This is a genomic window from Zavarzinia compransoris, from assembly GCF_003173055.1.
In the GTDB taxonomy this organism is placed as follows: Bacteria; Pseudomonadota; Alphaproteobacteria; order Zavarziniales; family Zavarziniaceae; genus Zavarzinia; species Zavarzinia compransoris.
The window spans coordinates 1020031-1045382 of the sequence record NZ_QGLF01000001.1 but is presented as its reverse complement, the minus strand read 5'-3'; the positions used below and the strand labels follow the sequence as shown (position 1 = coordinate 1045382).

Here is a 25352-nt window from a genome sequence, read left to right as displayed (position 1 = left end):
GGCCGGGCCTCAGCGCGCGGGGGCCAGCGCTTCCGCCTCGTGGCGGGCGTGCTGGCCGAACTGGTGGAGGTTGGAGGCATTGTCCGGCAGCACCAGCCGGCCCTCGGCGATCCGCTTCTGAAGGTAGACGAAGCCCTGGGCGGTGACCTGGAACAGGTGCTCGCCCGCGACCACGGGCTTGCGGGCCGGCTTGTCCCCGGTCACGAACATGGGCAGGGGGGCGACTTCGGTGTGATAGTCGACGCTGAAGAACAGGGGGAACGAATAGCGTTCCTCCCTGACCTTGCGCACCCGGTGGCTGGTGGCGATGAACTCGCCATTGGTCCAGGCTTCCATCATGTCGCCCAGGTTGACGACGAAGGCATTGTCCAGCGGCGGCACGTCGATCCATTCGCCCGCCCCGTTCATGACTTCGAGCCCCGGCGCGGTGACACGCAGCAGGGTGAAGACTTCCATGTCCGTGTGCGGGGAAATGCCGAGCGCATTGCCCGGCGCCTTTTCGTTGTAGGGGTAATGGACCAGGCGCAACTGGGACGGCGGCTTGGTCACATAGCTGTCGAAAAGCGACGGGTCCTGGCCCAGGGCTTCGGCGAAGCCGCGCAGCAGCACCCGGCCGACACTCATCACGCCGTCGTAATAGGCCCCGACCTTTTCCCGGAAGCCGGGCAGGGCCGGCCATTGGTTGGGGCCCAGCATGGGGTTGCCGGCCAGATAATCCGGGTCGTCCGCCGGCAGGTCGATCGACAGGTCGTAGGCTTCCTTCTGGTCGGGCACGCCGCCGTAGATCACTTCCTCGCCGGTCGGCACGTAACCCCGATGGTTCGAGGACTTGCCGATATAGACCTGCATCTTCTCGTCGAGCGGCCGGGCGAAGAAATCCTTCGCCGTGGCCAGGAGGTCGTCGAAGAGGCCGGGCGCCATGCCGTGGCCGGTGACGTAGAGGAAGCCGATCTCGCGGGCCGTCCGCCCCAGGTCCGCCACCACGCGGGCGCGGGCGTCCGGGTCGTCGCCGAAGAGGGGGGAGATATCGATGACGGGCAGGCTGGTGAAATTGCCGGGCTTCGCCATGATCGGCTTCCTTTACGCTTAAGGTTACAGCTTGCCTTCGGCCGCCATGGCGGCGAAGCTGTCGTCGTAGCGCAGCTTCACATTGTTCGGATCGCCCAGGATCTTGCCGCCGGGGATTTCGATGCCGACCGCATCCGGGCTCTTGGCGCCTTCGCCGAGCAGGCCGTGCTCGAAGCTGAACTTCGAGACCAGCGCCAGCGCCTCGGCCAGCTTGGGCGAGCGCAGGAACTCGATGGTTTCCTTCGGGGTCTGGAACAGGAAGGTGGTGTCGAGCTGGGTCTGGAAGCCCGGGATGTCGGTGCCCGCGCCCTTGGCCATGAAGTCCATGGCTTCCTTGCTCTTCTCGTCGCCCTTGGCGATCAGGGCCAGGGTCTCGTACCAGGCGCCGGTCAGGGCCTTGCCGAGGGCCGGATTGTCCTTCAGGACCTGGGTGTTCACCAGGGCGACGTCCAGGATCTCATAGGGGATCTTGGTGCTGTCGAAGACCGTGGTGACATCGGGCACCGCCTGAATGTCGGAGAGCGCCGGCTTCCACGAGACCAGGGCCTGGACGTCGGCGGTGCCGAAGGCGGCGACGAAATCGGCGTCCGAGATATTGACGGTCTTCAGGTCCGATTCCTTCAGGCCGACGCTGTCGAGCGCGCGGGCGAGCGTGTAATGCGAGACCGAGAATTGCACGACATGGACGGTCATGCCCTTGAGGTCGGCGACGGTCTTGCCCTTGCCCTTGATGACGATGGCGTCGTTGCCGTTGGAATAGTCGCCGGTGACCAGCACCGTGCTGTCGACCCCGCCCGCGGCCGGGATGGTGAGGGCGTCCATCGAGGCGATGGTGACGCCGTCGAACTGGCCGGCGGTATATTGGTTCACGGATTCGATATAGTCGGGCACCTGCACGAAATCGATGGTGATGCCGTATTTGTCCGCCCACTTCTTGACGATGCCGGCGTGATCGGCATAGGCCCAGGGCATGAAGCCCGCATAGATGCCCCAGGCGATGCGGAAGTCCTTCTTCGTCTCGGCCGTGGCGAGGCCAGGCAGCAGCGCGAGACAACACGAGAGGGCGGCGGCGAAACGTGTCAGGCGGCGAAGAAACATAAGCACTCTCCTCCTTGATGGACGGTTGGGCGGCTCAGCGAGCCAGGGCGGTGGGACGAAGGGCGGAAAAATCGACGAGATCGGTCAGGACGCCCTGCAGCGCCTGGATCGACCAGCGGCGATGGGTGGGCCGGCCGTCGGCGGCGGTTTCGCCAGTCAGCAGGCCGGCGCCGCCCTGGGCGGTGACCGGGGCAAGGTTGCAGCCCTCGCGCCAGGGCAGGCTGGAGCGGGTGATGATCCAGCCTTCGTCCGTCACGGCGCCGAAGGAAATCTCCATGTCGATCAGGGCGCGGGCGGCGGCCGGGGTCGGCGCGGCGGCGACCAGTTCGGCCAGGGTCTCGCCCGCGGGCAGGGCGGCGTCGCGGCCGCGGGCGAACATGAAATGGTCGCCGCTGCGCACGATCGTGCCCGGGCGGCCGTCTGCACCGGCCAGGCGGGCCGCGGCGGCGGGCTGGGTCGCTTCCGGGCCGCGGTGCCAATGCTCGATATAGGGAATGTCGCGGCCTTCCTCGACCAGGACGTCGCCCTCGAACCACAGTTTGCCGACATCGGAATAGGGCGAGGTCGGTTGCAGGTCGAGGTCGCGGCGCCATTCGAAATGGCCGCCGTCGAACAGCAATTCGCCGGCGAAGCCTTCCTGCGCCGCCAGCCACGCCAGGGCCGGGCGGTCCAGGTCGTCGAGGCAGGAATAGCCACCGAAGTCCGGCCGGCCCGCGGGCTGGCGCAGGTCGATATAGAGGCTGGGGCCCTGAAGCCAGCAGACGGCCGTGGCCGTGTCGCGCCGGCCGTCAGGCCACGCGATCAGCGAGCGTTGCCAAAGTCCCCTGACGATCGCGACAGACAGCACATCGGCCTCCATGATTGGAACGATGACAAATCATGGTCACTGATTGTGCGCTGCAATAGGTGGGAATTGTCAATGGAGGACATAGATTGAATCTATGCCTCCGGGTGCTCCAGCTCGTGGAGAATGCTGGAAAGCAGGATCCGGGTGGGGGTGCTGCGCTCGGTCTCGCCCCGGGTGATGACATAGACGTGGTAACTGGGCAGCATATCTTCCGGCAGCATGGGCGACAGGCTGGTCCCCGCCGCCTCGGCGACCACGGTGGGCAGGAAGCCGATGCCGAGGCCAAGCTCGATCAGGCGCCGCACCTCGTAGAGGTTTTCGGCCAGCCCCCCGACCCGTTCGCCGAGGCCGTAGCGGCGGCGGAACTGGCGCAATTGCTCGGTCTCGTCCTCCCCGGTCAGGATGAAGCGGTCGAGGGTGACGTCGGCGGGATGGCACGGGCCGTCGCCGAAGCGGGGATGGCGGGGGCCGCAGTACAGCTGCTGGGTCTCGCGCATCAGGGGGAAATAGGTCAGGCCGGCGGCCGGGGCGTGATCGCCGGCGATGCCGAGTTCCGCCTCGCCGGAGGCGACGGCCTGGATGACCGCGCTGTGGGTCGCGATGTCGAACTTGATCTCGATCCCCGGGTATTCGGCATTGAAGGCGACCAGGGCCCGGTCGAAGGCGGGGCAGACCAAGTTGGAAATCATGTGCAGGCGGATCGAGCCCTCGACCATGCCCGCCGCCTTCGCCACCTCGTGCGGGATGTCGCGGGCCGCCAGCGCCATCTGCTCGCAGATCTTCAGCAGCGCCTGGCCGGCCACGGTCGGGACCACGCCGCCGGCGGTGCGGTGGAACAGCCGCGTGCCCAACTGGTCCTCCAGGCGTTTCAGGGCGGCGCTGATGCTCGGCTGCTGGCGGTTCAGGCGGCGCGCGGCGGCGCCGATCCCGCCCGAGCGGGTGATCTCGACGAAGAGCTTGAACAGGTTCCAGTCGATGCGCTGGGCGAAGACGCGGTCGTTGGTGCTGTCGGCGGCGCGGGCCGGGCTGCTGCGGGCGGGCGGGGCGGGGGGAACGCGCGGGGGCTTCGGCATCGCTGTTTCGATCTGCTGCTGATCGGCCTATAGTGCGCCACCATGACGACCGCGAACAATGACCCCGACGCCCGAATCTATACGGCCGCCCTGGCGATCATCGGCAACGAGATCCTGTCGGGCCGGACGCAGGATGCCAATCTGGCCCATCTCGCCAAGACCCTGAACACCTGGGGCGTCGAGATGCGCGAGGTCCGGGTGGTGCCGGATATCGAGGGCGAAATCGTCGACGCGGTGAACGCGCTCCGCGCCCGCTATGACTATGTCTTCACCACCGGCGGCATCGGCCCGACCCATGACGACATCACCGCCGATTCGATCGCCAAGGCTTTCGCCCTGCCGCTGATCGAGCACCCGGCGGCGATCGCGCTGCTGGCCGCCCATTACCCGCCGGGCGAACTGACCCCGGTGCGCCGGCGCATGGCGCGGGTGCCGGACGGGGCCGACCTGATCGAGAACCCGATCTCCAAGGCGCCGGGCTTTCGCATCGGCAATGTCTTCGTCCTGGCCGGCGTGCCGGCGATCATGCGCGCCCAGCTCGAAGGGGCGCGCGGCTTCATCGCCGGCGGGCGCAGCGTGCAGTCGCGCACCGTTTCCGTCCTGGTCGGCGAAAGCCGGATCGCCGAACTGCTGGAAGACGTGCAGAAGCATTATCCCGATACCGACATCGGCTCCTATCCCTTCTTCCGCAAGGCGGGCTTCGGCACCGCCCTGGTGCTGCGCGGCCGCGACCTGCCCCGCCTCGAGGAGGCGACGGAAAGCCTGCGCCAGGCCCTGCGCGGCGCCGGGATCGAAGCGCATGAGGGCGAGATTCCGGCCTGATCGAACAGAGGATTCGCGCCGGAATGTGACAGCGGTCGCAACCGCGCCGCAATTTCCGCGTTATAATGCCGGAAATTGACGGGCCGGGAGTCGGCCCGGGTTCTTCGTCGGGAGCATCAGTTGAAGAAAATCGCCACCGTCTGTCTCGGTCTTGCGCTCGCCGGCTGCGCATCGGGATATCGCCCGGTGATCGACCCTGCGACCTCCAAGGCCCCGCCCGGCTATTACAACAGCGACCTCGCCTATTGCCAGAACCTGGCCGATCAGGTGCCCTCGGCCAATGAGGCGGCGGGACGCGGCCTGGCCGGCGCCGCGCTCGGTGCCGTCGCCGGCGGCATCATCGGTTCGCTGTCGGGCAATTTCGGCACCGGCCTTGCGGCCGGCGCCGGCCTTGGCGCCGCCTCGGGCATCGCCAGCGGCGGCATCAGCGCCGAGCAGGAAAAGCGCCAGGTGATCAACAATTGCATGCGTAACCGGGGCTATTCGGTTCTCAACTGATGCCGCTTTGACGGGTGCCGGCGGCATGCTAGAAGGCGCGGCGGCCGTTGCCGCCGCCGCTTCCCTCCCGGCGCCCGCTTGGCGGAATTGGTAGACGCAAGCGACTTAAAATCGCTCGGCTTTGCCGTGCCGGTTCGATCCCGGCAGCGGGCACCAGGGAGAATGATCATGAACCTTCGTGCTTCGGCCTTCTTGCTGGCGCTGGCCGCTGCCGGCGGCCTGGCCGGCTGCGCCAGCCCGCGCGCGGACGCGGCGCTGGAAGCCCAGAACAATCTGGTCGGCATGTCCAAGGCGACGCTGCTGTCCTGTGCCGGCGCCCCGGCGGCGGCCATGGCGGCAAGCCCGACCGAGGAAGTCCTGACCTATGAGAGCCGCAGCGTCCGGGGCTATCGCTCCGGCCCCAGCTTCGGCCTTGGCATCTTCGGCGGGTCGGGCCATGTCGGCTATGGCATGGGCTTCCCGATTTTCGGCGGTGCCGATTACGTCGATGATTCGGAAAACTGCCGGGCCAGCTTCACGCTGCGCAACGGCGTGGTGACCAAGGTCGTCTACGGCGGCACCGACCAGCGGACCGCCCAGCGCCTGGAGCAATGCTACCAGATCCTCGAAAACTGCCTGCAACGCCCTGCTGTCGCTTCCCCGGCCGGCTGAGCGCCGGCACGCGGCCGGCCCGGACAAAAGGAAGCCCGGCCGGAGGGGGCGGCCGGGCTTCTATGGTGCCAGACTAGGGCATCCGGATCGCGGCTAGGGGCAGAGGGGCAGTTGCGATCCTTAGGCACCACACCCCCGAGGGGGCTTTGCAATCACCGCTTCGTTCAGGCGGCATGTATGAATAATACCCCGAAATGGTGCCGGTTCCGGGCGGGAATGTGACCATTTCAGGGCACGGGAAAAAGACGGCGACCGACAAGGGCATGGCGCAGGATCAGACGACGGACACCGCCGGCGCGGGCGGTGCGGGGCTTACCGGCCTTGCCCGGTTCGGGCGGGCGTTCCGCCACCCGGCCTATCGCTATTTCTTTGCCGGCCAGCTGGTGTCGCTGACGGGGACCTGGGTGCAGACCGTGGCGCAAAGCTGGCTGGTCTACCGCCTGACCGGTTCGCCCCTGATGCTGGGCACAGTCGTCTTCGTCAACCAATTGCCCATGCTGGTGCTGGCGCCATTGTCCGGTGCGCTGGCCGACCGCCTGCCCAAGCGCCGCCTGATCGTCGCCACCCAGGCGATGCAGATGATGCTGGCGGCCGGGCTTGCCGGGCTCACCCTGGGCGGGGCGGTGTCGGTGCCCCTGGTGCTGGCGGTCGCCGGCCTGTCCGGCCTCGTGCAGGCGCTCGACGTGCCGGCGCGCCAGGCTTTCGTCGTCGAGATGGTGGGCAAGGACGACTTGCCCAATGCGATCGCGCTCAATTCCTCGCTCTTCAACGGGGCGCGGCTGATCGGGCCGAGTGTCGGCGGCCTTCTGGTCGCGGCGGTGGGCGAGGGCTGGTGCTTCGCCCTCAACGCCGGCAGTTTCGCCGCCGTCATCCTCAGCCTCGCCCTGATGCCCCTGCCGGCGCGGCCGCCGGTCGCGCGGCAGGCGCGCGGCCTTGCCGCGATCCGCGAAGGCTTCGCCTATGCCTGGGGCGAGCGGCGGGTGCGCCGCCTGCTTGCCCTGGTCGGCTGGACCAGCCTGCTCGGCATGCCCTATACGACGCTGCTGCCGGTCTATGCCGGCCTGAAGCACGGCGGCGGGCCCGCCACCCTCGGCACCCTGATGGCGGCGGCCGGGGCCGGGGCCTTTGCGGCCGCCCTGGTGCTGGCCGGCCTCGCCCGGGCGCCGCGCTTCCGGACCGTGGGCCTTGCCGCCACCGGCTTCGGCGCCGCGCTGGCGCTTTTCGCCGTCACCGATGTCTATCCCCTGGCGCTGGCGGCGCTGGCGCTGGCCGGCTTCTCGATGATGGTCGAGGTGGGCAGCGCCAACATCATCCTGCAATCCCTGGTGCCGGATGCGCTGCGCGGCCGGGTGATGGCGCTTTATGCCATGATGTTCCTCGGCATGGCGCCGTTCGGCGGCCTGCTCGTCGGCTTCGCGGCCGAGCGGTTCGGCATCGTCGCGGCGACCGTCGGCGGCGGCCTGCTGTGCGTCTGCGCGGGTGTGATCGTGCTCACCGGCGGCAGGCGGCGCGGTGTGCTCTGATCCTGCCGCATTTCTGTCGTGATTCTGGCATTCTCTGCCGCGCCGGCAGGGGGGCCGGGTGATTCAGTTCGAGGGTGAGGATGAGCAAGGCCTGGATATTCCTGAAACAGCTGTGGGCCTTGACCTTGCCCTATTTCAAGTCGCGGGGCGGTCTCTGGGCGCTCGGCTTCTTCGGCTTCCTGGTCGGGCTCAGCTTCGTGATCGTCGAGATCAACGTCCGCCTGAGCTATTGGAACAATCGCTTTTTCACCGCCTTGCAGGAAAAGAACCAGGATACGTTCTGGGCCGAGATCGTCGTCTTCGCGCAATTGGCCGGTCTCTGGATCGCCTTTGCGGTCCTGCGCTACGTCTTGACCCAGGTCTTCGAGATCCGCTGGCGCACCTGGCTGACCAATCATTTCATCGAGCGCTGGACCCGGGCCAATGCGGCCTACAAGATGCAGCTGACCCACCGCGGCACTGACAACCCCGACCAGCGCATCGCCGACGACCTCCGCCTCTTCGTCGACAAGACGCTGGCGCTGTCGCTCAGCTTCATCAGCAATGCGGCGACCCTGGTGTCCTTTTCCTTCGTCCTGTGGAGCCTGTCCGGACAGGTCCAGACCGTCACCCTGTTCGGCGCCGACTATGTCGTGCCGGGCCTTCTCTTCTGGGTGGCGCTGGTCTATTCGGCGCTCATCACCTGGGTCCTGCACCTGATCGGCCGGCCGCTGGTCCGCCTCAATTTCGAGCGCGAGCGGCGCGAGGCGGATTTCCGCTTCGATCTGGTCCGGGTGCGCGAGAATGCCGAGGCGGTCGCCCTCTACGGCGGCGGCGAGGCCGAGCGCGAGCGCCTGAGCGGGCGTTTCGAGGAAGTCCGGCGCAACTTCATGGCCATCGTCAACCGCCAGAAAGTGCTGGTCGGGGTGCAGGCGACCTTCGACCAGGCGGTGATCCTGGTGCCCTATCTGGTGATGGGCGCGGCCTATTTCGGCGGGCGCATCCCCCTCGGCCATATGACCCAATCGGCCGGGGCGTTCAATTCGGTCCAGGGCGCCTTCTCGTGGTTCGCCAATCTCTATACCGCCCTGGCCGAATGGGCCGCGGTGGTGCAGCGTCTGACCAGCTTCCTGCAGGTCCTGAAACAGGCCGAGGCCCAGCAATCGGCCTTCGCCGCCACCCCAGCCGGCGGTTCCGACTGGGTGGCGAGCGATCTCGACATCGCCCTGCCGGACGGCCGGCCGCTGCTGTCGACCGATTTCACCCTGAAGGAAGGCGAGCACGTCCTCATCACCGGCGTTTCCGGCTCGGGCAAATCGACCCTGTTCCGTGTTCTCGCCGGCATCTGGCCGTTCGGCGAGGGCGGGCTGGCCATCCCGGCCGGGGCCGCCGGCAAGGGCACCCTGTTCCTGCCCCAGCGGCCCTATGTGCCGGTGGGCACGCTGCGCGCCGCCGTCGCCTATCCCGCCAAGGCGGCGGAGGTTCACGACGATGTCCTGCGCCAGGCCCTGGCCGATGTCGGCCTGCCCGCGCTGGCGGGGCGGCTGGACGACGAGGGGCATTGGCAGAACACCCTGTCGGGCGGCGAATTGCAGCGCCTGGCCCTGGCCCGGGCGCTGGTTCAGCAGCCGCGCTGGCTGTTCCTGGACGAGGCGACCTCGGCCATGGACGAGGCGATGGAGCAGCGGCTCTATACCCTGATCCGCGAGCGCCTGCCGCAGACGACCGTGATCTCCATCGGCCACCGCAGCAGCCTGCGGCCGTTCCACGATCGCGAGTTCCGCCTCGGCCCGGCCTGACCGCGCGGGCTCAGAGGCCCCGGCTGGCGGCCAGTTCCGCCAGCGCCACGGCTTCCGGGTTGCGCCAATAGCGCACCCGGCCGATCTCGGTGCGGATGGCGGCGGCATAGGCGGCGCATAGCGCCCGGCCCCGCCCTTCGATTGCGCCGGGCTGCTGGAGCCGGGCGGCGACGATCAATTGGGTGTTGCGGCTGGTCGGTTGCAGCAGGGGGGCGATGGAGGCGCCGGCGGCCTCGGCCAGGTCTTCCAGCCGTTCGAGATGGGCGAAGCGCTCGGCGAGGCGGGCGCCGAGGTCGCCTGTCTCTTCGTCGAATTCCGGCTCGCCGTCGTTTTCGAGCCGGGTCGCCCGGTGCAGGGCCTGCTGGAGATCGATGTCGATCTGGTCCCGCCATTTGTTCAGGGCGTGGACCGGCAGGCCGGTCGGCCGCAGCGCCGCCCGCAGCCGGAGCAGCCAGCGTGCCACCTGCACCGCTTCCGCATGGTCTTCCGCGAACCCGTCCCGCCGCATCATGGCGGCGGCGATGCGCTGGCCGCTGCGCTGGATCGGGCCGCGCGCGAGCAGCGTGACCGGGCCGCTTATGGTCGACAGCAGCAAGGGCGGCAGGCTGGACGCCTCGAAGATGCCCGCCTTCAGGTTGGCGCCGGCCAGGGCTTCGATGTGCTCGACAAGGGGGGCGAGGCGGGGGGGAAGATCCGGGTCGAGGGCGAGGGGCAGGTCGGGACGGCGGGGCTCGGGCAGCAGGCGGTGGCAAAGGACGGCGAATTCGTGAAGGGCGCTGGCCAATTGCACCACCAGGGCCTGGGCCACGCGCTTGCCCTGGGCGGCACCCCGCCGTTGCAGGTCGTCGGCGACAAGGTCGCGGGCGCGCCGGCGGTAGAGAAACGCCAGCGGCAACTGGTCGGCGCCGATGGTGGGCAGGCCGGCCGCGGCAAGATCGCGGCCGAGCTGCCGCACCGCCGCGGTGAGGGCGGGGCCCGACGGGTCGGGCAGGGCCAGGGCGGCCTCCAGCGCCGGCGCCGCGACCGGCCACAGGGTAAGCAGTTCGAGAACGTCGGCGATCACGTCGGTGTCGATCGGCGGCAGGTTGCGGGCCTGTTCGGCGAAGAAGCGGTCGCGCAGGCCCATCGCCAGGGTGCAGAACTGGTCCAGGGCGGCGCGGTCCAGCGCCAGCTGGCTCAGCCGGGCGACCGCCAGCCGGCGCAATTCCTCGCGCAGTGCCCGGGCCTCGGGCAGGGCGAGGGCGGCCTCGATCAGATGCCCGGCGCACAGCCGTTCCATCATCTGCACCGCCTCGGCGGCCTTTTCGGGAAAGGCGGCGCGGGCGAGGGCGCCCCAGAGCGCGCCCATGTCGGCCCGATAGAGGGCCAGGGGCGGCCGCCCGGCGCCGCCGGGCATGCCCGGTTCCTCGATCAGGAAGCGGTCGACGAGGCTGGTGAAGAGGCGGCGGGCGCGCTGGGGCCGCAGGCTGTTCAGGCGTTCGACCAGGGCATGGCGAAGGGCCGCGACGCGGTCGTCGCCCTGGCCCGGCGGCGGCAGGCCTTCGAGCAGGGTGACGATCTTTTCCGCCGGCAGGGACATGGCGAGCGCCGTCGCCCGGGCGATGGCATCGGTGCCGTTTCGCGGGCCGTCGGTGGGATCTTCGGATGTCGTCATGACGGGACCTTAGGGGGATTTGCCTTAACGAGTGGTTCCCGCCCCGGCTAAGATCGGGGACGGGACGATGGCGAGGAACGCATCAACGTGAACAGCACTGAACGCCTGCCGGGGCTGGTCCGCCTCGGCCTCTGCGCCGGGCCGGCGGAAACCGGACGGCCGGCACGCATCACCGACGGCGCGCCCGTCACCAGCCTGTGGAACGAATACGGCGACAACAGCGGCCGGCTCTTTTCCGGCATCTGGTCGTCGACCGCCGGCAGCTGGCAGGTCGATTATACCGAAGAGGAAGTCTGCGTCATTCTCGAGGGCCGCATCCGCCTGACCGCGGCGGACGGCATCGCCGAGGATTTCGGCCCCGGCGACAGTTTCGTCATCCCCAGCGGCTTTCGCGGCACCTGGACGACGCTGGAGCCGGTGCGGAAACTCTACGTCATCTACGAGCCGCCGGCCGCCTGAGCGCGGCCGCGGCGGCAGGACGTCGGCCAAATGGACGAGGCCCCGCGGGCGGGCCTTAGAGGCCGTTTGGAAATCCGCCGGATCGACCCGTCCGGGGTTTCCAAACGGTCTCTTAGCGGCGGCCCAGCACGCCCGGCGGCAGGGCGTTGCCGGTGTCGTCCTCGATCACCTGGTTGCGTTCGCGCTGGTTCTGCTCGCGGATCGCCGGATCGCGCATGATCAGGGGGGCGAGGTCGGTCAGGTCGAGGAAACTGTCGGCCTGGCGGCGCAATTCGTCGGCGATCATGGGCGGGCTGGAGCGCACGGTCGAGACCACGGTGACGCGCACGCCCCGGGCCTGCACCGCTTCGACCAGCCGGCGGAAGCCGCCGTCGCCCGAGAACAGCACGGCATGGTCGAGGCGCGGGCTGAGATCCAGCATGTCGCAGGCGAGCTCGATGTCCATGCCGCCCTTGATGCGGCGCCGGCCCTGGGAGTCGGTGAATTCCTTGGCCGGCTTGGTGATCACCGTATAGCTGTTGTAATCCAGCCAGTCGACCAGGGGCCGGATCGGCGAATATTCCTCGCCCTCGAGCAGGGCCGTGTAGTAATAGGCCCGCAGCAGGCGGCCCCGCTTGCCGAATTCGCCAAGCAGCCGCCGGTAATCGATATCGAAACCGAGGTTGCGTGCGGCAGAGAAAAGATTGGCCCCGTCGATGAAGAGCGCAATGCGCTCGTTCGCGTAAAATGTCATCGCTCAAATGTCCTTGTAAATGGACCGGATCCGAATATCGGGGGGATTGATCCAGTCTGGATTACAGAGTCTAAGGCATTCCGCAGCCAGGGTGAAAGAATTATCATGCTTCTGATCGGTATCGGCGCCAACCTGCCCGACAGGGAGGGACGCATGCCGCGCCATTCCGTAACGGCGGCGATCGAAAGGCTGCGGACCGCCTCCTCCTGGTCCGTTGACGCCGTTTCCCGGCTTTGGGAGACCGCGCCCGTCCCGATCTCCGATCAACCCTGGTATGTTAATGCGGTGGTTGCCGCAAAGACAACCCTCGGTGTGGGTGAGATCCTGAATTCCTTGCACGACATCGAAAACGACTTCGGCCGCACCCGCAACCGCCGCTGGGAGGCGCGGATCCTGGATCTCGACCTTCTGGCCCACGGCCCCCTGGTGTGCGGCCGGGACCAGTTGCGCGAGCCGGTCGTGCCGCATCCAAGGCTGGCGGAGCGGGCCTTCGTGCTGCTGCCGCTGGCCGAGGTGGCGCCCGGCTGGCGCCACCCGGCCACCGGCGAGACGGTGGAGGCGATGATCGCCCGTCTCGATCCCGGCCAGATCTGCCGCCCGCTCGAGGCTTGAGGCCGGGGGCGGCACCGCGACGCAAACCTTGCTTTCGCGGGGGGCGCTCTCTATGTTCAGTGTTCGCCTTTAAAACTAGCGGGAGTTGCCGCGTATGGCTCGCGTTACCGTCGAAGACTGTGTGCTCAAGGTTCCGAACCGGTTCGAACTGGTTCTGCTGGCGGGGCATCGTGCCCGTGCCATTTCCGCCGGGGCGCCGCTTTCCGTCGCACGCGACAACGACAAGAACCCGGTCGTCGCGCTGCGCGAGATCGCCGACGAGACGGTGGCGATCCGCGGGCTCCGCGACAGCCTGATCGGCACGCTGCAGCACCATGTCGAGCGCGACGAGCCGGTCGAGGACGACATGCCCCGCCTGATGGCCGGCCAGGACGCCGCCATGGAGGGGATCGCCGTCGATGCCTATGCCGACACGATGTCGGATCTCGCGGCGGAACTCGACGCGGCGCTCGGTGGCGACGACGACGACGAATAACCGGCGCCCTGCGCCCGCCACGGCCCGTACCGTCCCGGTGCGGGCCGTTTCCGTCTGTTCCCCCTGTTTTCCGTCTGTCTGACCGGGGAGGCCGTCCGTGATCCGCCAGTACGAACTTGTCGAGCGGGTACGCGCCTATGATCCCCAGGCGGACGAGAATCTCCTGAACCGCGCCTATGTCTTCTCGATGAAGGCGCACGGCAGCCAGAAGCGCGCCTCCGGCGATCCCTATTTCTCCCATCCGCTCGAAGTCGCCGGCATCCTGACCGAGATGAAGCTGGACAGTAACACCATCGTTACCGCCCTGCTGCACGACACGATCGAGGATACGGTCGCCACCTACGAGGATATCGAGCGCCTGTTCGGCTCGAAGATCGCCCAGCTCGTCGACGGCGTGACCAAATTGTCCAAGCTGGAGCGGCCGGCCTCGGAATCCGCCCGCCAGGCGGAGAATTTCCGCAAGCTCCTGGTCGCGATGTCGAACGACATCCGCGTGCTGCTGGTGAAGCTGGCCGACCGGCTGCACAACATGCGCACGATCCATTTCATCAAGGATCCGGAGAAGCGCAAGCGCATCGCCGTCGAGACGATGGAGATCTATGCGCCGCTGGCCGAGCGCATCGGCATGCAGGAAATGAAGGAAGAGCTGGAGGATCTGGCCTTCGCCCAGATCAACGGCGACGCCCGCGAGGGCATCCTCGCCCGGCTCGAATTCCTGCGCTCGAAGGGCGGCACGCTGATCCCCAAAGTGTCGGAACAGCTCTACCGCACCCTGGTGCAGGCGGGGGTCGACTGTTCGGTGCAGGGGCGCGAGAAGCGGCCCTATTCGATCTGGCGCAAGATGGAGAAGAAGAACATCTCCTTCGAGCAGCTGTCCGACATCATGGCCTTCCGCATCATCGTCGGCGATATCGGCGACTGCTATCGCGCGCTCGGCGTCATCCACGCCGCCTATCCGATGGTGCCGGGCCGCTTCAAGGATTACATCTCGACGCCGAAGCGGAACGGCTACCGTTCCCTGCATTCGACCGTGATCGGCCCCGAGCGGCAGAAGATCGAGGTCCAGATCCGCACCCGCGAGATGCATCAGGTGGCGGAACTCGGCGTCGCCGCCCATTGGCACTACAAGGAAGCGCCGGCAGGGCCGGCCGGGCAGGCCGCACCCGCGCCGACCGACGGCATGCAGTACCGCTGGCTGCGCGAACTGCTGGAAATCCTGGAGCATGCCTCGACGCCCGAGGAATTCCTCGAGCATACCAAGCTCGAAATGTTCCAGGACCAGGTCTTCTGCTTCACCCCGAAGGGCGACCTGATCGCCCTGCCCAAGGGGGCGACGCCGCTCGACTTCGCCTATGCGGTCCATACCTCGGTCGGGCATACCTGCGTCGGCGCCAAGGTCAACGGCCGTCTGCAGCCGCTGCGCACCGAACTGCAGAACGGCGACCAGGTCGAGATCGTCCGCTCCAAGGCCCAGACGCCCAGCGCCGACTGGGAAAACCTGGTGGTCACCGGCCATGCCCGCTCGGCCATCCGCCGCTTCCTGCGCGGCCAGCAGCGCGAGCAATACCTGACGCTGGGCAAGGAGATCATCGCCAAGGCGTTCCAGCAGGGCGGCCACGAGGCGACGGAAAAGGCGGTCGAGGCGGTCTTGCGCAATTTCCGCCAGAAGACGGTCGAGGATCTCTATGTCGCGGTCGGCCAGGGGCTGGTCACCGGCCGTGCGGTGGTCGAGGCGGTCTTCCCGGGCGAGAAGCTGAAGGAACAGGGCAAGGTCGTCCCCATCACCCGGGGCAAGACCAGCCGCGGCACGGCCAAGGGCGTGCCGATCAAGGGCCTGATCCCCGGCATGGCGATCCATTACGCCGGCTGCTGCCATCCCCTGCCGGGCGACCGCATCGTCGGCATCGTCTCGACCGGGCGCGGCGTCACCGTGCACGCCATCGACTGCAAGACGCTCGAGCAATACAACGACCAGCCGGAACGCTGGCTCGACCTCGCCTGGTCGGGCGACGAGAGCGACGGCCCCCATACCGGCCGCATCACGGCCATCGTCTCGAACGAGCCGGGCTCGCTGTCGACCGTCGCCAATGTCATCGCCAAGGGGCTCGGCAATGTGGTGAACCTGAAGTTCACCGACCGCACCGCCGATTTCGTCGAGATGATGATCGACATCGAGGTGCGCGACCTCAAGCATCTCACCACCATCGTCGCCGCGCTGCGCGCCAATCCCGCCATCAGCTCGGTCGAGCGCGCCCGCGGCTGATCCCCTCCCGCCCCGCCGCTCCTCCACGCCGGCGCGGGGCCTGCCTATAGGAACGACAATCATGGACCAGGCCCAGGTTCTGGACGAATTCCGCGCCGCCAAGGCCCTGCTGGAGGGCCATTTCATCCTCACCTCCGGCCTGCGCAGCCCGCTGTACCTGCAATGCGCCCGCGTCCTCATGGACCCGCAGCGGGCCGGCCGCCTGTGCGCCGCCCTTGCCGGCAAGGTCCGCGCCGCGCTCGGCGGGGACGGCGTCGATCTGGTCGTCTCGCCCGCCATGGGCGGGGTCGTCGTCGGTTACGAGATGGGGCGGCAGCTGGGCGTGCCCGCGATCTTCGTCGAGCGGGTGGACGGCAAATTCGCGCTGCGCCGCGGCTTCGACATTCCGGACGGGGCGCGCTGCCTGATGGTCGAGGACGTGGTGACCACCGGCCTGTCGTCGCGCGAATGCATCGACGTCATTAACGGCCTCGGCGGCCGGGTGGTGGCGGGCGCCTGCCTGGTCGACCGTTCGGACGGCAAGGCGGAGATCGGCGTGCCCCTGGTGCCCCTGGTGCGGCTGGCCGTGCCGGCCTATGCTCCCGACGCCCTGCCGCCGGAACTGGCGGCGCTGCCGGCGGTGAAGCCGGGCAGCCGCGGCCTGAAGTAACTGTCGGAAGTAGACGTAACAGTCAGGGGACCATGACATGGCGTCGGCACCGCATCTGCGCCTCGGCGTGAACATCGACCACGTCGCCACCATCCGCAACGCCCGGGGCGGCCGCCATCCGGACCCGGTGCGGGCGGCGCGGCTGGCGGCGGCGGCCGGGGCCGACGGCATCACCGCCCACCTGCGCGAGGACCGGCGCCATATTTCCGACGACGACATTTCCCGCCTGGCGCGGGAGATCGACCTGCCGCTGAACCTCGAAATGGCGGCGACCGACGAAATGCTGGCGATCGCCCTGGCCCACCGGCCCCACGCCTGCTGCCTGGTGCCCGAGAAGCGCGAGGAAAAGACCACCGAGGGCGGCCTCGACGTCGCCGTCGGCCACCGGCTGCTGGCGCCCTTCATCCGCCAGCTCGTCGATGCCGGGATCCGGGTCTCGCTCTTCGTCGATCCGGAGGAGGTGCAGCTCGCGGTCGCCAAGGCGCTGGGCGCCCAGGTGGTCGAACTCCATACCGGCGCCTATTGCGAGGCGGAAGGGGCGGGCAGGGCGGCGGAACTCGCCCGCATCACCCGCGCGGCGGCGGTGGCCGAGCGGCTGGGCCTCGAATGCCATGCCGGCCATGGGCTGTCGTTCGAGACGGTGAAGCCGGTCGCCGCCATCCCGACCGTGGTCGAACTGAACATCGGCCATTTCCTGGTCGGCGAGGCGATCTTCGTCGGCCTCGAGACCTCGATCCGCCATATGCGCCGCCTGATGGACGAGGCGCGGGAAGGGCGGGCGGCATGATCATCGGCATCGGTTCCGACCTGATCGACATCCGCCGCATCGAAAAGACGCTGGAGCGATTCGGCGACCGCTTCCTCGACCGCGTCTTCACGGAGACGGAGCGGGCCAAGGCGGAGCGGCGCCTGCGCACCAAGGTCGCGACCTATGCCAAGCGCTTCGCCGCCAAGGAAGCCTGCGCCAAGGCGCTGGGCACCGGCTTTTCCCGGGGCGTCTTCTGGCGCGATCTCGGGGTCGTCAACCTGCCGGGCGGCAAGCCCACCCTGGCGCTGACCGGCGGCGCGGCCGGGCGGCTGGCGCAACTGACGCCCCCCGGCATGCGCGCCGTGATCGACCTCACGATCACCGACGAGCCGCCGCTGGCAAGCGCGGTGGTAATCATTTCCGCCGTACCCGCCTGACGGCGCGGCCGCCGCCTGCCGCACCCCAATTTGGTGCCACCCCCCGGATTTGGGCTGTTGCATCGCAAAGTGGATTGAATCACACTGATTTTGACACGACCCGCCGCCGCGCGGCGGGCGTGCTTCGTCGTTCTTTAATATATCTGTTTTGTGACAAGCGGCATCACTCATTGGGGGGTACAATGATGATCGACTGGACGAGCGGCGGGCGGCAGGGCCTGCGCAGAATGGCCTTGGGCGGGGTCGCTCTTGCGGCCATGGCGGCTGCGGCGGCACCGGCTGCGGCGGCGGGCGTCGACTTCGTGTTCATCGTCGACGAGTCGGGCTCCATGGGCGGGGAACATGATTTCATCCCGACCCTGGTGAACGACCTGAACGGCGTCTTCAGCGCCAACGGCTTCTCGGACAACCGTTTCGCCATGATCGGCTTCGGCGACGCCAATGTCGTGCCGCGGCTGGTGACCGGCTTCACCACGGCGGCCGATGTCTCGGCGCTGGCCAGCACGCTGAAGGTGAACGGCGGCACCGAGGACGGCTATGCCGCCATCGACTTCTCCTTCGCGACGCTGAACACGCCGCCGAGCAGCATCCGCGCCGATGCCGGCCAGTTCCTGCTGATCACCGACGAAGACCGGGACAATACCAACAGCTCCCTGTCCTTCAATTCGATCCTCAGCCAGTTCCAGACCAACAACGTCGGCCTGAACGGGCTCTACGATATCCAGACGATCTCGATCGTCCCGGGCGCCTCGCCCCCGACCAGCACCGACCGGAACAACCTCGGCACCTATAACGGCCAGGTCCTGGCGGTCGATACCCTGAACAACAAGGTCTATGTCGTCGACAGCCACACGCCGGGCGGCTATCGCGCGATCACCCTGCCGGGCGGGATCACGCCGATCGTCGGCGGTGCGGGGACGACCCAGGCCGACTATGTCAACCTGGGCACCAATACGGTCGGCGGCTGCGTCGGCTCGCTCGACCAGCTGCGCAGCAATATCCCGGTCGTGGTCGGCGCCTTCGCCGGCGCGCTGGTGGACTGCCTGACCGTCGTCGTCGTCAACAACCCGGGCTCGTTCCAGGCGCGGACCCAGGTCGTGCTGAAGAATTTCTTCGGCACGGCGCAGTATTCCACGATCCTGCACTCCTACCCGGGCGTGCTGGCGCTCGACTCGCGCAATCCCTACAGCCGCCGCACTGCCGGCCGGACGCCGGGGACCTTCTCCTTCGCCGCCGCGGGCAACGGCCTCGACGGCGCCGCCTCGGGCGCGACCGCCGACTATGTCTCGCCGGACGGCCTCTACACGGTCTATGGCAGCTTCAGCTTCGACTGGGGCCGCGCCGGCCAGACGGCGACCTCGATCGGTTCCAGCTTCGATTCGCAGACCCTGCTGGTCGGCGGCGACTATGCGGTGACCGGCAATATCGCCGTCGGTGCCGCCTTCGCCTATTCGAACACGACCAACACCCTGAACAACAAGACCGACGAGCAGGATATCGACGGTTACAACCTCTATCTCTATGGCACCTATGCGATCGCCAAGGCGCATTTCGAGGCCGTGGTGAACGCCGGCCTTCTCGATCAGGACACCACCCGCACCGCCGGCGGCAACAGCTTCAGCGGCAATACGGACGGCTGGGTCTGGGGCGGCCAGATCAGCGGCGGCTATGACTTCGACCTGGCCGACGGGCTCAGCGCCGGTCCCGTGGTCGCGCTCCGCTACAGCAAGCTGACCTTCGATGCCTACAATGAATCGGGCGGCGCCGGTGCCGCCGCGGTCGGCGACCAGGAAGCGCAGGCGCTGGTCCTCTCGCTCGGCGGCCGTGCCGCCTTCACCATCGTGAAGGACGACACGACGGCCCTGCTGCTGCGTTTCCGCGGTGCCTGGGAACATGACTTCAAGGACGGCGCCGAGCCTGTCACCGTCGCCCAGATCGGCGGCGGCCAGACCTTCAGCGTCGTGCCCGACGATGCCGACAACAGCTGGGTGGCGCTCGGCGCCGGGGTCACGCTGGACGGGGCTGGTTACAGCTTCTTCGGCGATTTCGACACCCGCGTCGACTACGAGAATGCCGACCTCTATTTCGGCCGGGTCGGTGTGAAGGTCTACTTCTGATCCCGTGCCGGGGGGCGGCGACGCCCCCCGGTGCATCTTGATGACCTGGGGCATAGATGACCTGGGGCGTAATCGACCACGCCCCCGCGATGACGGAGAGTGATGCGGCCGGGGTTTCCACCCCGAACCCTTGAGAAAAGGATGCCGCGATGTCTCTCTCCGCTCTGCTTCGCTCCGCCCGTTCCCTGCTGCTCATCGATGCCGCGACCTGCCTGGCCATGGGCGCGATCCTGCTCGCCGCCGGCGATGCCGTCGCCGGCCTGACCGCGCTCGATCCCGCACTCCTGTTCTGGGCCGGCGTGCTGCTGCTGCCGATCGGGGCCTATATGGCCTTGGCCGCTCTCGGGCCGCGGGTGGCGCCTTTCCATCTGGGCGTGATCGTCGCCGGAAATTTCCTCTGGGTCCTGGCCAGCGTCGCGGTCCTCGCGGTGGGCGCGGCGAACGGGCCCGGCATCGCTTTCGTCGGGGTCCAGGCCGTGGCGGTGGCCGTCCTCGGCGGCCTCGAACTGCGGGCGCTGGCGGGCGGCGGCGGTCCGGCCGCGGCCGTCGCAAAACAGTAACTGCGGCGTTTCCAAGCCGAAAGAGCGGCGTCACAAACGCCTGCTAACTCTCGCCTCCGTACCCTGAGCGAGGGCGGAGGCCGGGACGGCGGGAAGCCGCCGTCCCGGCCTGTCGTTTTCGCGGGCAGGGCCAACAACAGTAGCGAGAGTAACGATGGCGCTCTTCCCCTTGATCAAGGATTCGATCTCCGACCGTCTGGTCACCCCGAACACCGAGGCCCAGTCGATCGACCTGAAAAAGGTCTTCGGCGTCGCCGGCGCCGGGGGCTATACGTTCTCGGTCCAGAGCAGCGATCCGGCGGTCGTCAAGGGCGCCACCATCGATCCCGCCACCGGCATCCTGACCTTCGCCTATGGCACGCTCGGCGTGTCGGACATCACCGTAACCTGCCGCGATCTTCTCGGCATCACGGTGACCGACGAATTCCGCATCCGCGTCGCGGGCGAGAACGCCTATACGATCGCGGTCCTGCCGGATACCCAGGACTACACCGATGCCGGCCCGCTGGATCCGACCTTCGGCAAGATGACGCAGTGGCTGGTCGACAACAAGGACAGCCACAACATCCAGTTCGTCGTCCATGTCGGCGACATCACCCAGAGCAACACGACAATCCAATACGGCGTCGCCGATGCCGCGCTGAACAAGCTCGACGGCGTCATTCCCTATTCGGTGCTGCCGGGCAACCACGACGGCACCTCGTCGATCTACGACGGCGGCAATTTCGACAAGTATTTCTCGCCGGCCCAGCAGGCGGCAGCCAACCCGACCACGTTCGGCGGCACCTACGACCAGGAGCCGGAAAGCGGCCGCAACAATTACCAGACCTTCACCGCCCCGGACGGCACCAAGTGGCTGGTCCTCTCGCTCGAGTTCGGCGCGCGTGAGGACGTGCTGCGCTGGGCGGGCGAGGTCATCGAGGGCCATCTCGACCACCGCGTGATCCTGGCCAACCATTCCTACATGACCTGGGCCGGCCGCCACGACGCCACCGGCGCCCCCCTCTACGACGAAGGCACCGGCCCCGACTACGGCATCGGTTCCTCGACCGAGCGGGCGAGCGACGGCGAGATGATGTACCGCGCCCTGGTGCAGAAGTACCCGAATGTAACCTTCACCTTCTCGGGCCATATCTTCGGCGACGGCGCCGAGACGCTGGTTTCCTACAATCAGTACGGCCAGCCGGTCTACCAGATGATGGTGAACTACCAGGACGGCGTCGCCCGCGAGATCACGGGCAACGGCGACAGCGGGAAGGGCGGCAACGGCGGCAACGGCGCCATCCGCCTGATCGTCATCGATCCCGACAACGGCACCATGTCGACCGAAACCTATTTCGTGAATTTCGACGAATATCTGGCCGGCGGGCGCGCGAACGGGGCCCTGGCCGGCGCCTATCGCGGCCATCAGGAAAGCTATGAGGTCGATCTCGGCACGCCGCTGGTCGCCGCCGTCGCCAAGGCCGGCAACGACATCCAGGTGAAGGCGGCGGGCGCCGGCACGGCTGCGGTTACGCTGCACGGCGAGGGCACCCTGAACCCGGCGAAAGACGCCGGCCTGTCCCACGTCTGGAAGGACGACGACGGCCATGTCGTCGCCCGCGGCGCGACCCCGACCCTGGATCTCGCCCCCGGCAACCACCGCTTCACCCTCGAGGTGGCGGACAGCGCCGGCCGCGTCTCCACCGACGGCGTGCTGGTCCAGGTCGGCAACGGCTCGACCTTGCTGATGGACAATTTCAACGACGGTGACGCGGCCGGCTGGGGCCGCCCGGGCGAGAATGCCACCGCCATCGGCTTCGGCACGCCGGAATCCTTCGGCCTGCCGGCGATCCCCGGCGGCGCGGAGGCGGTCGCCGCCATCCCCGCGCTGACCAATACCCAGTCCCTGGTGGTGTCGCCGAACCTCGGCGCGCCGCAGGGCTCGCTGCTCGCGTCCTATTCGCTCGTCTTCGACATCTATGTGAAGAACGGCGGCAACGGCGCCTTCACGTCGCTGCTGCAGACCGACCTGACCAATACGTCGGACGGCGACCTGTTCATCCGTAACCTCGGCAACGGCACCGGCGGCATCGGCATCGGCGGCGACTATGAGGGCGGCTTCAAGTACGACGCCTGGCAGCGCCTGGCGGTCACCTATGCCGAACAGGCGGACGGCAGCGTCCTGCTGACCAAATATGTCGACGGCGTCAAGGTCGGCGACCAGACCATCTCGGGCGATCGCTTCAAGCTCGACCTCGCCAATGGCGCCGCCCTCTTCACCGACGAGGACGGCGAGACCAACAATGTCTTCGTCTCCTCGCTGCTGATCACCGACAAGGTCTATACCGCCGACGAGATCGCGGCCCTCGGCGGGGTCAAGGCGGGCGGCATCGTCGGCGCCGCGCCGACCCAGGGCTCGGTCCAGTTCGATTTCACCAACGGCACCCTGGCCCCGACCTTCGGCGTCTCCACCCTCTCGCTCGGCGACAGCAACGGCGGCAGCGGCAGCTTCCTGGTCAAGGGCTCGGCCGCTTCCCGCGATACGGTCGCCGAGGGCCAGGCGGGCCTGGAAGGCCGGGTCTATGAACAGTCCGACAGCGCGAACAACACGCTGGTCTGGAACGATCCGGCGGCCAAGGCCTGGAAGAACTATGTCTACGAGGCGACGCTGGCGACGACGGACAACGACGGTATCGGCGTCGTCTTCTATTATCAGGATGCCGGCAACCACTACCGCTTCGTGCTGAACGCCGAAGGCAATACCCGCAGCCTGATCAAGGTCCAGGGCGGCGTCGAGACCATTCTCGCGGTCACCCATGCCGGCACGCCGTTCCAGCAGGACATGGCGGTGAAGGTGGTGGCCCAGGACGGCCGCATCGCCGTCTTCCTCGACGGCACGGACGTCTTCGGCACGGTCGCCGATCAGGCGCCGCTGGCCGGCGGCACGGTCGGCTTCTATTCCGACACCCAGCGCAGCTCGCAGTTCGACGACGTCTCGGTCAACCCGGTCCGCCTGACCGCCGAGGCGGGCGCGCTGGCCCCGGCCCTGGACCGTGACGGCGACGGCCGCGTCGACGTCACCCTCGACGGCGGCGCCAGCTATGCCCCCGGCGCGATCGCGGCCTATGAATGGCTGAATGCGGCGGGCGAAGTGGTCGCTACCGGCGCCCGGCCGACCCTGGCCCTTGGCGCGGGCCAGCATGAACTGACCCTGAAGGTGACCGACGGCGCCGGCGCCACGGCGACCGACAAGGTCTTCGTCGAGGTGGTGGGCAAGGACCGCATCCTGCTGGACGAGGATTTCGGCGCCGCCGACAGTCTCTCGGCCTGGAAGATCGTGGACGAGGGCACCAAGGGCGGTGTCGGCGCCGACGGCAAGGCCTCGGACTGGAAACTGGTCGACGGCCAGCTGGTGCAGCTGTCCGGCCTGATGAGCGACCAGCTGACCTGGACCGGCGCCTCGGCGGCCAACGACTGGCAGAAGGGCTGGAGCCCGCTGGGCGACGGCGTCAACGTGCTGCGCAAGGGCACCTACGCCCTCTATGACCAGGCGGCGGCGCTGGAGTGGCAGGATTACGCCGTCGAGGCCACGATCGCCACGCCGGACAAGGATGCCCTCGGCCTGTTGTTCTATTACAAGGACGCCGGCAACTACTACAAGCTGGAGCTGGACGCCAACGGCGACTACGACCGCAACCCCAGCAACGGCGCGGGCAGCCTGTTCCAGCTGATCCAGGTGAAGGACGGGATCGAAAAATACCTGACCCAGATCCCGGCCAAATACACCCCGGGCGAGGCTTTCGACCTGCGGGTCGAAGTGCTGGACGGCAAGATCCAGGCCTATGTCGACGGCATGGAACTCTTCGCCTATGCGATCGAGGACCGCGCCCATGAGGGCGGCACCATCGGCCTGTTCTCCTGGGGCAGCGCCGGCGTCGCCTTCGACGACGTCCGCGTCTATGCCCTGGGCGACCAGCCGCCGGCCGGGCCGACCGTGATCGCCGGCACCCCGGGCAACGACCTGCTGACCGGCACCGCCGGCGACGATGAATTCGACGGCAAGGGCGGCGTCGACGTCATCCTCGGCGGTGCGGGCGCCGATGTCGCCATCGTCGGGACCCTGGCGCCGGCGATCGTCGGCAAGGTCGGCGACACCACGGTGCTGGTCGACGGCGACAAGGCCCTGGTCCTCGACAGCGTCGAGACCCTGCGCCGCGCCGACGGCACCACGGCCGCGGTCGCGGCGCTGGCGGTGAACGGCAACCTCGAAGGTTCGGCGAGCGACGATCTGCTGGCCGCGAGCGCGGAAAAGCCGGTCGTGATCGGCGGCGCGGGCGACGACGTGGTGACCGGCGGCGCCGGCCCGGTCAGCGTTCTTGCCGGCGGTGCGGCCGACGATATCCTGGTCGGGGGCAGCGGCCGGGCGATCGCGGTGATCGACGCGGCTTTCGCGGATGTCACCATCCGCCAGATGTCGCTGGCGGAAGTGAAGCTCTACAACCGCCTGCTCGATGCCCGGGGCATCGCCCTCGATCTCGACGTGCCGGCCTATAAGGTCAAGGGGCCGGACGGGACCGACGTCATCCAGGCCGATGTCCTGAAGCTGAACGACCGGCTGATCGCCCTGGCCGAGCCGGACGACCGTATCCTGCTGGGCGACGGGGACGACCATCATACCGCGACCGCCGGCGACGATATCGTCCTCGGCCGCGGCGGCAACGATGTCATCGACGGCGGGGCCGGCAACGACATCCTGGCCGGCGGCGCCGGGGACGACACGCTGATGGGCGGCGCCGGCAACGACTGGCTGGTGGCCGACCGCGGTGCCGACAATCTCCTCGGCGGTTCGGGCGACGACCGCCTGCTGGTCCTCACCGGCGACGGCAGCAGCGTCGCCGCCCTCGGCGGCTCGGGCCGGGATATCTATATCCTCGGCTTCGATCCGGCGCAGGGCCGGCTGGATGTCGATCTCATCATCGCCGATTTCGCCCCGGGCGAGGATGTGATCAATCTCGCCGGGCTGCGCGACAAGGGCGGGGCCCGTCTCGACCTTGCCGATATCCTGGCCGCCGCGACGGAAGACGCGGACGGCAGCGCGGTGATCGATCTCGGCGCCTTTGCCGGCGCCGGGGGCGAGGCGGTCGCGGGCAGCATCACCCTGGCCGGCCTGGCCAAGGCGGACCTGACCGCAGGCCTCTTCGACACGCTGACCGCGATCGAGCCGCCGCGGCCGCTGGACGACCTGCTCGTCGCCTGATTTCCGCAGCACACTTCCGACCGGCCGTGGCCCCCGCCACGGCCGGTT

Annotated in this window: 21 protein-coding genes and 1 tRNA gene; 16 read left to right on the top strand and 6 right to left on the bottom strand. The window is 68.2% G+C overall.

What is annotated here, in order from left to right:
• Positions 1-9 precede the first annotated feature (9 nt).
• The 4 genes from DKG75_RS05075 to DKG75_RS05060 all read right to left on the bottom strand — a co-directional run bounded on the left by DKG75_RS05075 (position 10) and on the right by DKG75_RS05060 (position 4086).
• Complete coding sequence (locus DKG75_RS05075) at positions 10-1068, bottom strand: isopenicillin N synthase family dioxygenase (protein ID WP_109919955.1); 1059 nt, start codon at positions 1066-1068, stop codon at positions 10-12.
• A 24-nt stretch (positions 1069-1092) separates the two neighbouring features.
• Positions 1093-2166 (bottom strand): putative urea ABC transporter substrate-binding protein, encoded by a 1074-nt coding sequence (locus DKG75_RS05070; protein ID WP_109919954.1) that lies wholly within the window; start codon positions 2164-2166, stop codon positions 1093-1095.
• 34 nt (positions 2167-2200) lie between these two features.
• On the bottom strand, positions 2201-3013 hold the full coding sequence (locus tag DKG75_RS05065) for a hypothetical protein (protein ID WP_133636770.1): 813 nt from the start codon (positions 3011-3013) through the stop codon (positions 2201-2203).
• Positions 3014-3105: 92 nt separating this feature from the next.
• The gene (locus DKG75_RS05060) at positions 3106-4086 is read right to left on the bottom strand and encodes a LysR family transcriptional regulator (RefSeq protein ID WP_109919952.1); all 981 of its coding nucleotides are present in this window, start codon (positions 4084-4086) and stop codon (positions 3106-3108) included.
• A gap of 42 nt (positions 4087-4128) precedes the next feature.
• Between DKG75_RS05060 and DKG75_RS05055 the strand changes: the two genes are divergently transcribed.
• The 6 genes from DKG75_RS05055 (at position 4129) to DKG75_RS05030 (ending at position 9358) form a co-directional block, all read left to right on the top strand.
• On the top strand, positions 4129-4908 hold the full coding sequence (locus DKG75_RS05055; RefSeq protein WP_109919951.1) for a competence/damage-inducible protein A: 780 nt from the start codon (positions 4129-4131) through the stop codon (positions 4906-4908).
• 186 nt (positions 4909-5094) lie between these two features.
• A complete protein-coding gene (locus tag DKG75_RS05050) occupies positions 5095-5406 on the top strand; it encodes a glycine zipper domain-containing protein (RefSeq protein ID WP_208111944.1) in 312 nt (103 codons plus the stop codon).
• A 72-nt stretch (positions 5407-5478) separates the two neighbouring features.
• Positions 5479-5562 (top strand) — tRNA-Leu (locus tag DKG75_RS05045).
• A gap of 12 nt (positions 5563-5574) precedes the next feature.
• The gene (locus DKG75_RS05040; RefSeq protein WP_109920153.1) at positions 5575-6057 is read left to right on the top strand and encodes a hypothetical protein; all 483 of its coding nucleotides are present in this window, start codon (positions 5575-5577) and stop codon (positions 6055-6057) included.
• Between the two features lie 263 nt (positions 6058-6320).
• Positions 6321-7580: an MFS transporter gene (locus DKG75_RS05035; protein ID WP_166646341.1), complete on the top strand. Its 1260-nt coding sequence runs from the start codon at positions 6321-6323 to the stop codon at positions 7578-7580.
• A gap of 80 nt (positions 7581-7660) precedes the next feature.
• On the top strand, positions 7661-9358 hold the full coding sequence (locus tag DKG75_RS05030) for an ABC transporter ATP-binding protein/permease (RefSeq protein ID WP_109919948.1): 1698 nt from the start codon (positions 7661-7663) through the stop codon (positions 9356-9358).
• Between the two features lie 10 nt (positions 9359-9368).
• On the opposite strand, the gene DKG75_RS05025 is transcribed toward DKG75_RS05030, so the two are convergent.
• Positions 9369-11012, bottom strand: coding sequence for a hypothetical protein (locus DKG75_RS05025; RefSeq protein ID WP_109919947.1), 1644 nt, complete (start codon positions 11010-11012; stop codon positions 9369-9371).
• 87 nt (positions 11013-11099) lie between these two features.
• Here DKG75_RS05025 and DKG75_RS05020 point away from each other — a divergent pair, with 87 nt between their 5' ends.
• Positions 11100-11471, top strand: coding sequence for a cupin domain-containing protein (locus DKG75_RS05020; protein ID WP_166646340.1), 372 nt, complete (start codon positions 11100-11102; stop codon positions 11469-11471).
• 112 nt (positions 11472-11583) lie between these two features.
• Here DKG75_RS05020 and DKG75_RS05015 read toward each other — a convergent pair whose 3' ends face one another.
• A complete protein-coding gene (locus DKG75_RS05015) occupies positions 11584-12204 on the bottom strand; it encodes a LabA-like NYN domain-containing protein (RefSeq protein ID WP_109919945.1) in 621 nt (206 codons plus the stop codon).
• A gap of 105 nt (positions 12205-12309) precedes the next feature.
• Between DKG75_RS05015 and folK the strand changes: the two genes are divergently transcribed.
• The 9 genes from folK to DKG75_RS04970 all read left to right on the top strand — a co-directional run bounded on the left by folK (position 12310) and on the right by DKG75_RS04970 (position 25304).
• Entirely contained in the window at positions 12310-12816 is a 507-nt protein-coding gene (gene folK, locus DKG75_RS05010; protein ID WP_109919944.1) for a 2-amino-4-hydroxy-6-hydroxymethyldihydropteridine diphosphokinase, read from the top strand.
• A 94-nt stretch (positions 12817-12910) separates the two neighbouring features.
• Complete coding sequence (gene rpoZ, locus DKG75_RS05005) at positions 12911-13291, top strand: DNA-directed RNA polymerase subunit omega (RefSeq protein ID WP_109919943.1); 381 nt, start codon at positions 12911-12913, stop codon at positions 13289-13291.
• 97 nt (positions 13292-13388) lie between these two features.
• Positions 13389-15554, top strand: a complete 2166-nt coding sequence (locus DKG75_RS05000) for a RelA/SpoT family protein (protein WP_109919942.1) — start codon at positions 13389-13391, stop codon at positions 15552-15554.
• A gap of 61 nt (positions 15555-15615) precedes the next feature.
• Complete coding sequence (gene pyrE / locus DKG75_RS04995; RefSeq protein ID WP_109919941.1) at positions 15616-16203, top strand: orotate phosphoribosyltransferase; 588 nt, start codon at positions 15616-15618, stop codon at positions 16201-16203.
• Between the two features lie 37 nt (positions 16204-16240).
• On the top strand, positions 16241-16990 hold the full coding sequence (locus DKG75_RS04990; protein ID WP_109919940.1) for a pyridoxine 5'-phosphate synthase: 750 nt from the start codon (positions 16241-16243) through the stop codon (positions 16988-16990).
• Positions 16987-17388 (top strand): holo-ACP synthase, encoded by a 402-nt coding sequence (gene acpS / locus DKG75_RS04985; RefSeq protein WP_109919939.1) that lies wholly within the window; start codon positions 16987-16989, stop codon positions 17386-17388. The genes DKG75_RS04990 and acpS overlap by 4 nt, the downstream gene beginning before the upstream one ends.
• Positions 17389-17570: 182 nt before the next feature.
• Complete coding sequence (locus DKG75_RS04980; protein WP_109919938.1) at positions 17571-19505, top strand: autotransporter domain-containing protein; 1935 nt, start codon at positions 17571-17573, stop codon at positions 19503-19505.
• 149 nt (positions 19506-19654) lie between these two features.
• Positions 19655-20065, top strand: coding sequence for a hypothetical protein (locus DKG75_RS04975; protein WP_109919937.1), 411 nt, complete (start codon positions 19655-19657; stop codon positions 20063-20065).
• Between the two features lie 154 nt (positions 20066-20219).
• Entirely contained in the window at positions 20220-25304 is a 5085-nt protein-coding gene (locus DKG75_RS04970; RefSeq protein WP_109919936.1) for a 3-keto-alpha-glucoside-1,2-lyase-like domain-containing protein, read from the top strand.
• The last annotated feature ends 48 nt before the right edge of the window (positions 25305-25352 follow it).

Coding starts and splice junctions, on each gene's coding strand:
- DKG75_RS05075 (WP_109919955.1), bottom strand. CDS start 1,068: ATGGCGAAGCCCGGCAATTTCACCAGCCTGCCCGTCATCGATATCTCC.
- DKG75_RS05070 (WP_109919954.1), bottom strand. CDS start 2,166: ATGTTTCTTCGCCGCCTGACACGTTTCGCCGCCGCCCTCTCGTGTTGT.
- DKG75_RS05060 (WP_109919952.1), bottom strand. CDS start 4,086: ATGCCGAAGCCCCCGCGCGTTCCCCCCGCCCCGCCCGCCCGCAGCAGC.
- DKG75_RS05055 (WP_109919951.1), top strand. CDS start 4,129: ATGACGACCGCGAACAATGACCCCGACGCCCGAATCTATACGGCCGCC.
- DKG75_RS05040 (WP_109920153.1), top strand. CDS start 5,575: ATGAACCTTCGTGCTTCGGCCTTCTTGCTGGCGCTGGCCGCTGCCGGC.
- DKG75_RS05035 (WP_166646341.1), top strand. CDS start 6,321: ATGGCGCAGGATCAGACGACGGACACCGCCGGCGCGGGCGGTGCGGGG.
- DKG75_RS05030 (WP_109919948.1), top strand. CDS start 7,661: ATGAGCAAGGCCTGGATATTCCTGAAACAGCTGTGGGCCTTGACCTTG.
- DKG75_RS05025 (WP_109919947.1), bottom strand. CDS start 11,012: ATGACGACATCCGAAGATCCCACCGACGGCCCGCGAAACGGCACCGAT.
- DKG75_RS05015 (WP_109919945.1), bottom strand. CDS start 12,204: ATGACATTTTACGCGAACGAGCGCATTGCGCTCTTCATCGACGGGGCC.
- folK (WP_109919944.1), top strand. CDS start 12,310: ATGCTTCTGATCGGTATCGGCGCCAACCTGCCCGACAGGGAGGGACGC.
- rpoZ (WP_109919943.1), top strand. CDS start 12,911: ATGGCTCGCGTTACCGTCGAAGACTGTGTGCTCAAGGTTCCGAACCGG.
- pyrE (WP_109919941.1), top strand. CDS start 15,616: ATGGACCAGGCCCAGGTTCTGGACGAATTCCGCGCCGCCAAGGCCCTG.
- DKG75_RS04990 (WP_109919940.1), top strand. CDS start 16,241: ATGGCGTCGGCACCGCATCTGCGCCTCGGCGTGAACATCGACCACGTC.
- acpS (WP_109919939.1), top strand. CDS start 16,987: ATGATCATCGGCATCGGTTCCGACCTGATCGACATCCGCCGCATCGAA.
- DKG75_RS04980 (WP_109919938.1), top strand. CDS start 17,571: ATGATGATCGACTGGACGAGCGGCGGGCGGCAGGGCCTGCGCAGAATG.
- DKG75_RS04975 (WP_109919937.1), top strand. CDS start 19,655: ATGTCTCTCTCCGCTCTGCTTCGCTCCGCCCGTTCCCTGCTGCTCATC.
- DKG75_RS04970 (WP_109919936.1), top strand. CDS start 20,220: ATGGCGCTCTTCCCCTTGATCAAGGATTCGATCTCCGACCGTCTGGTC.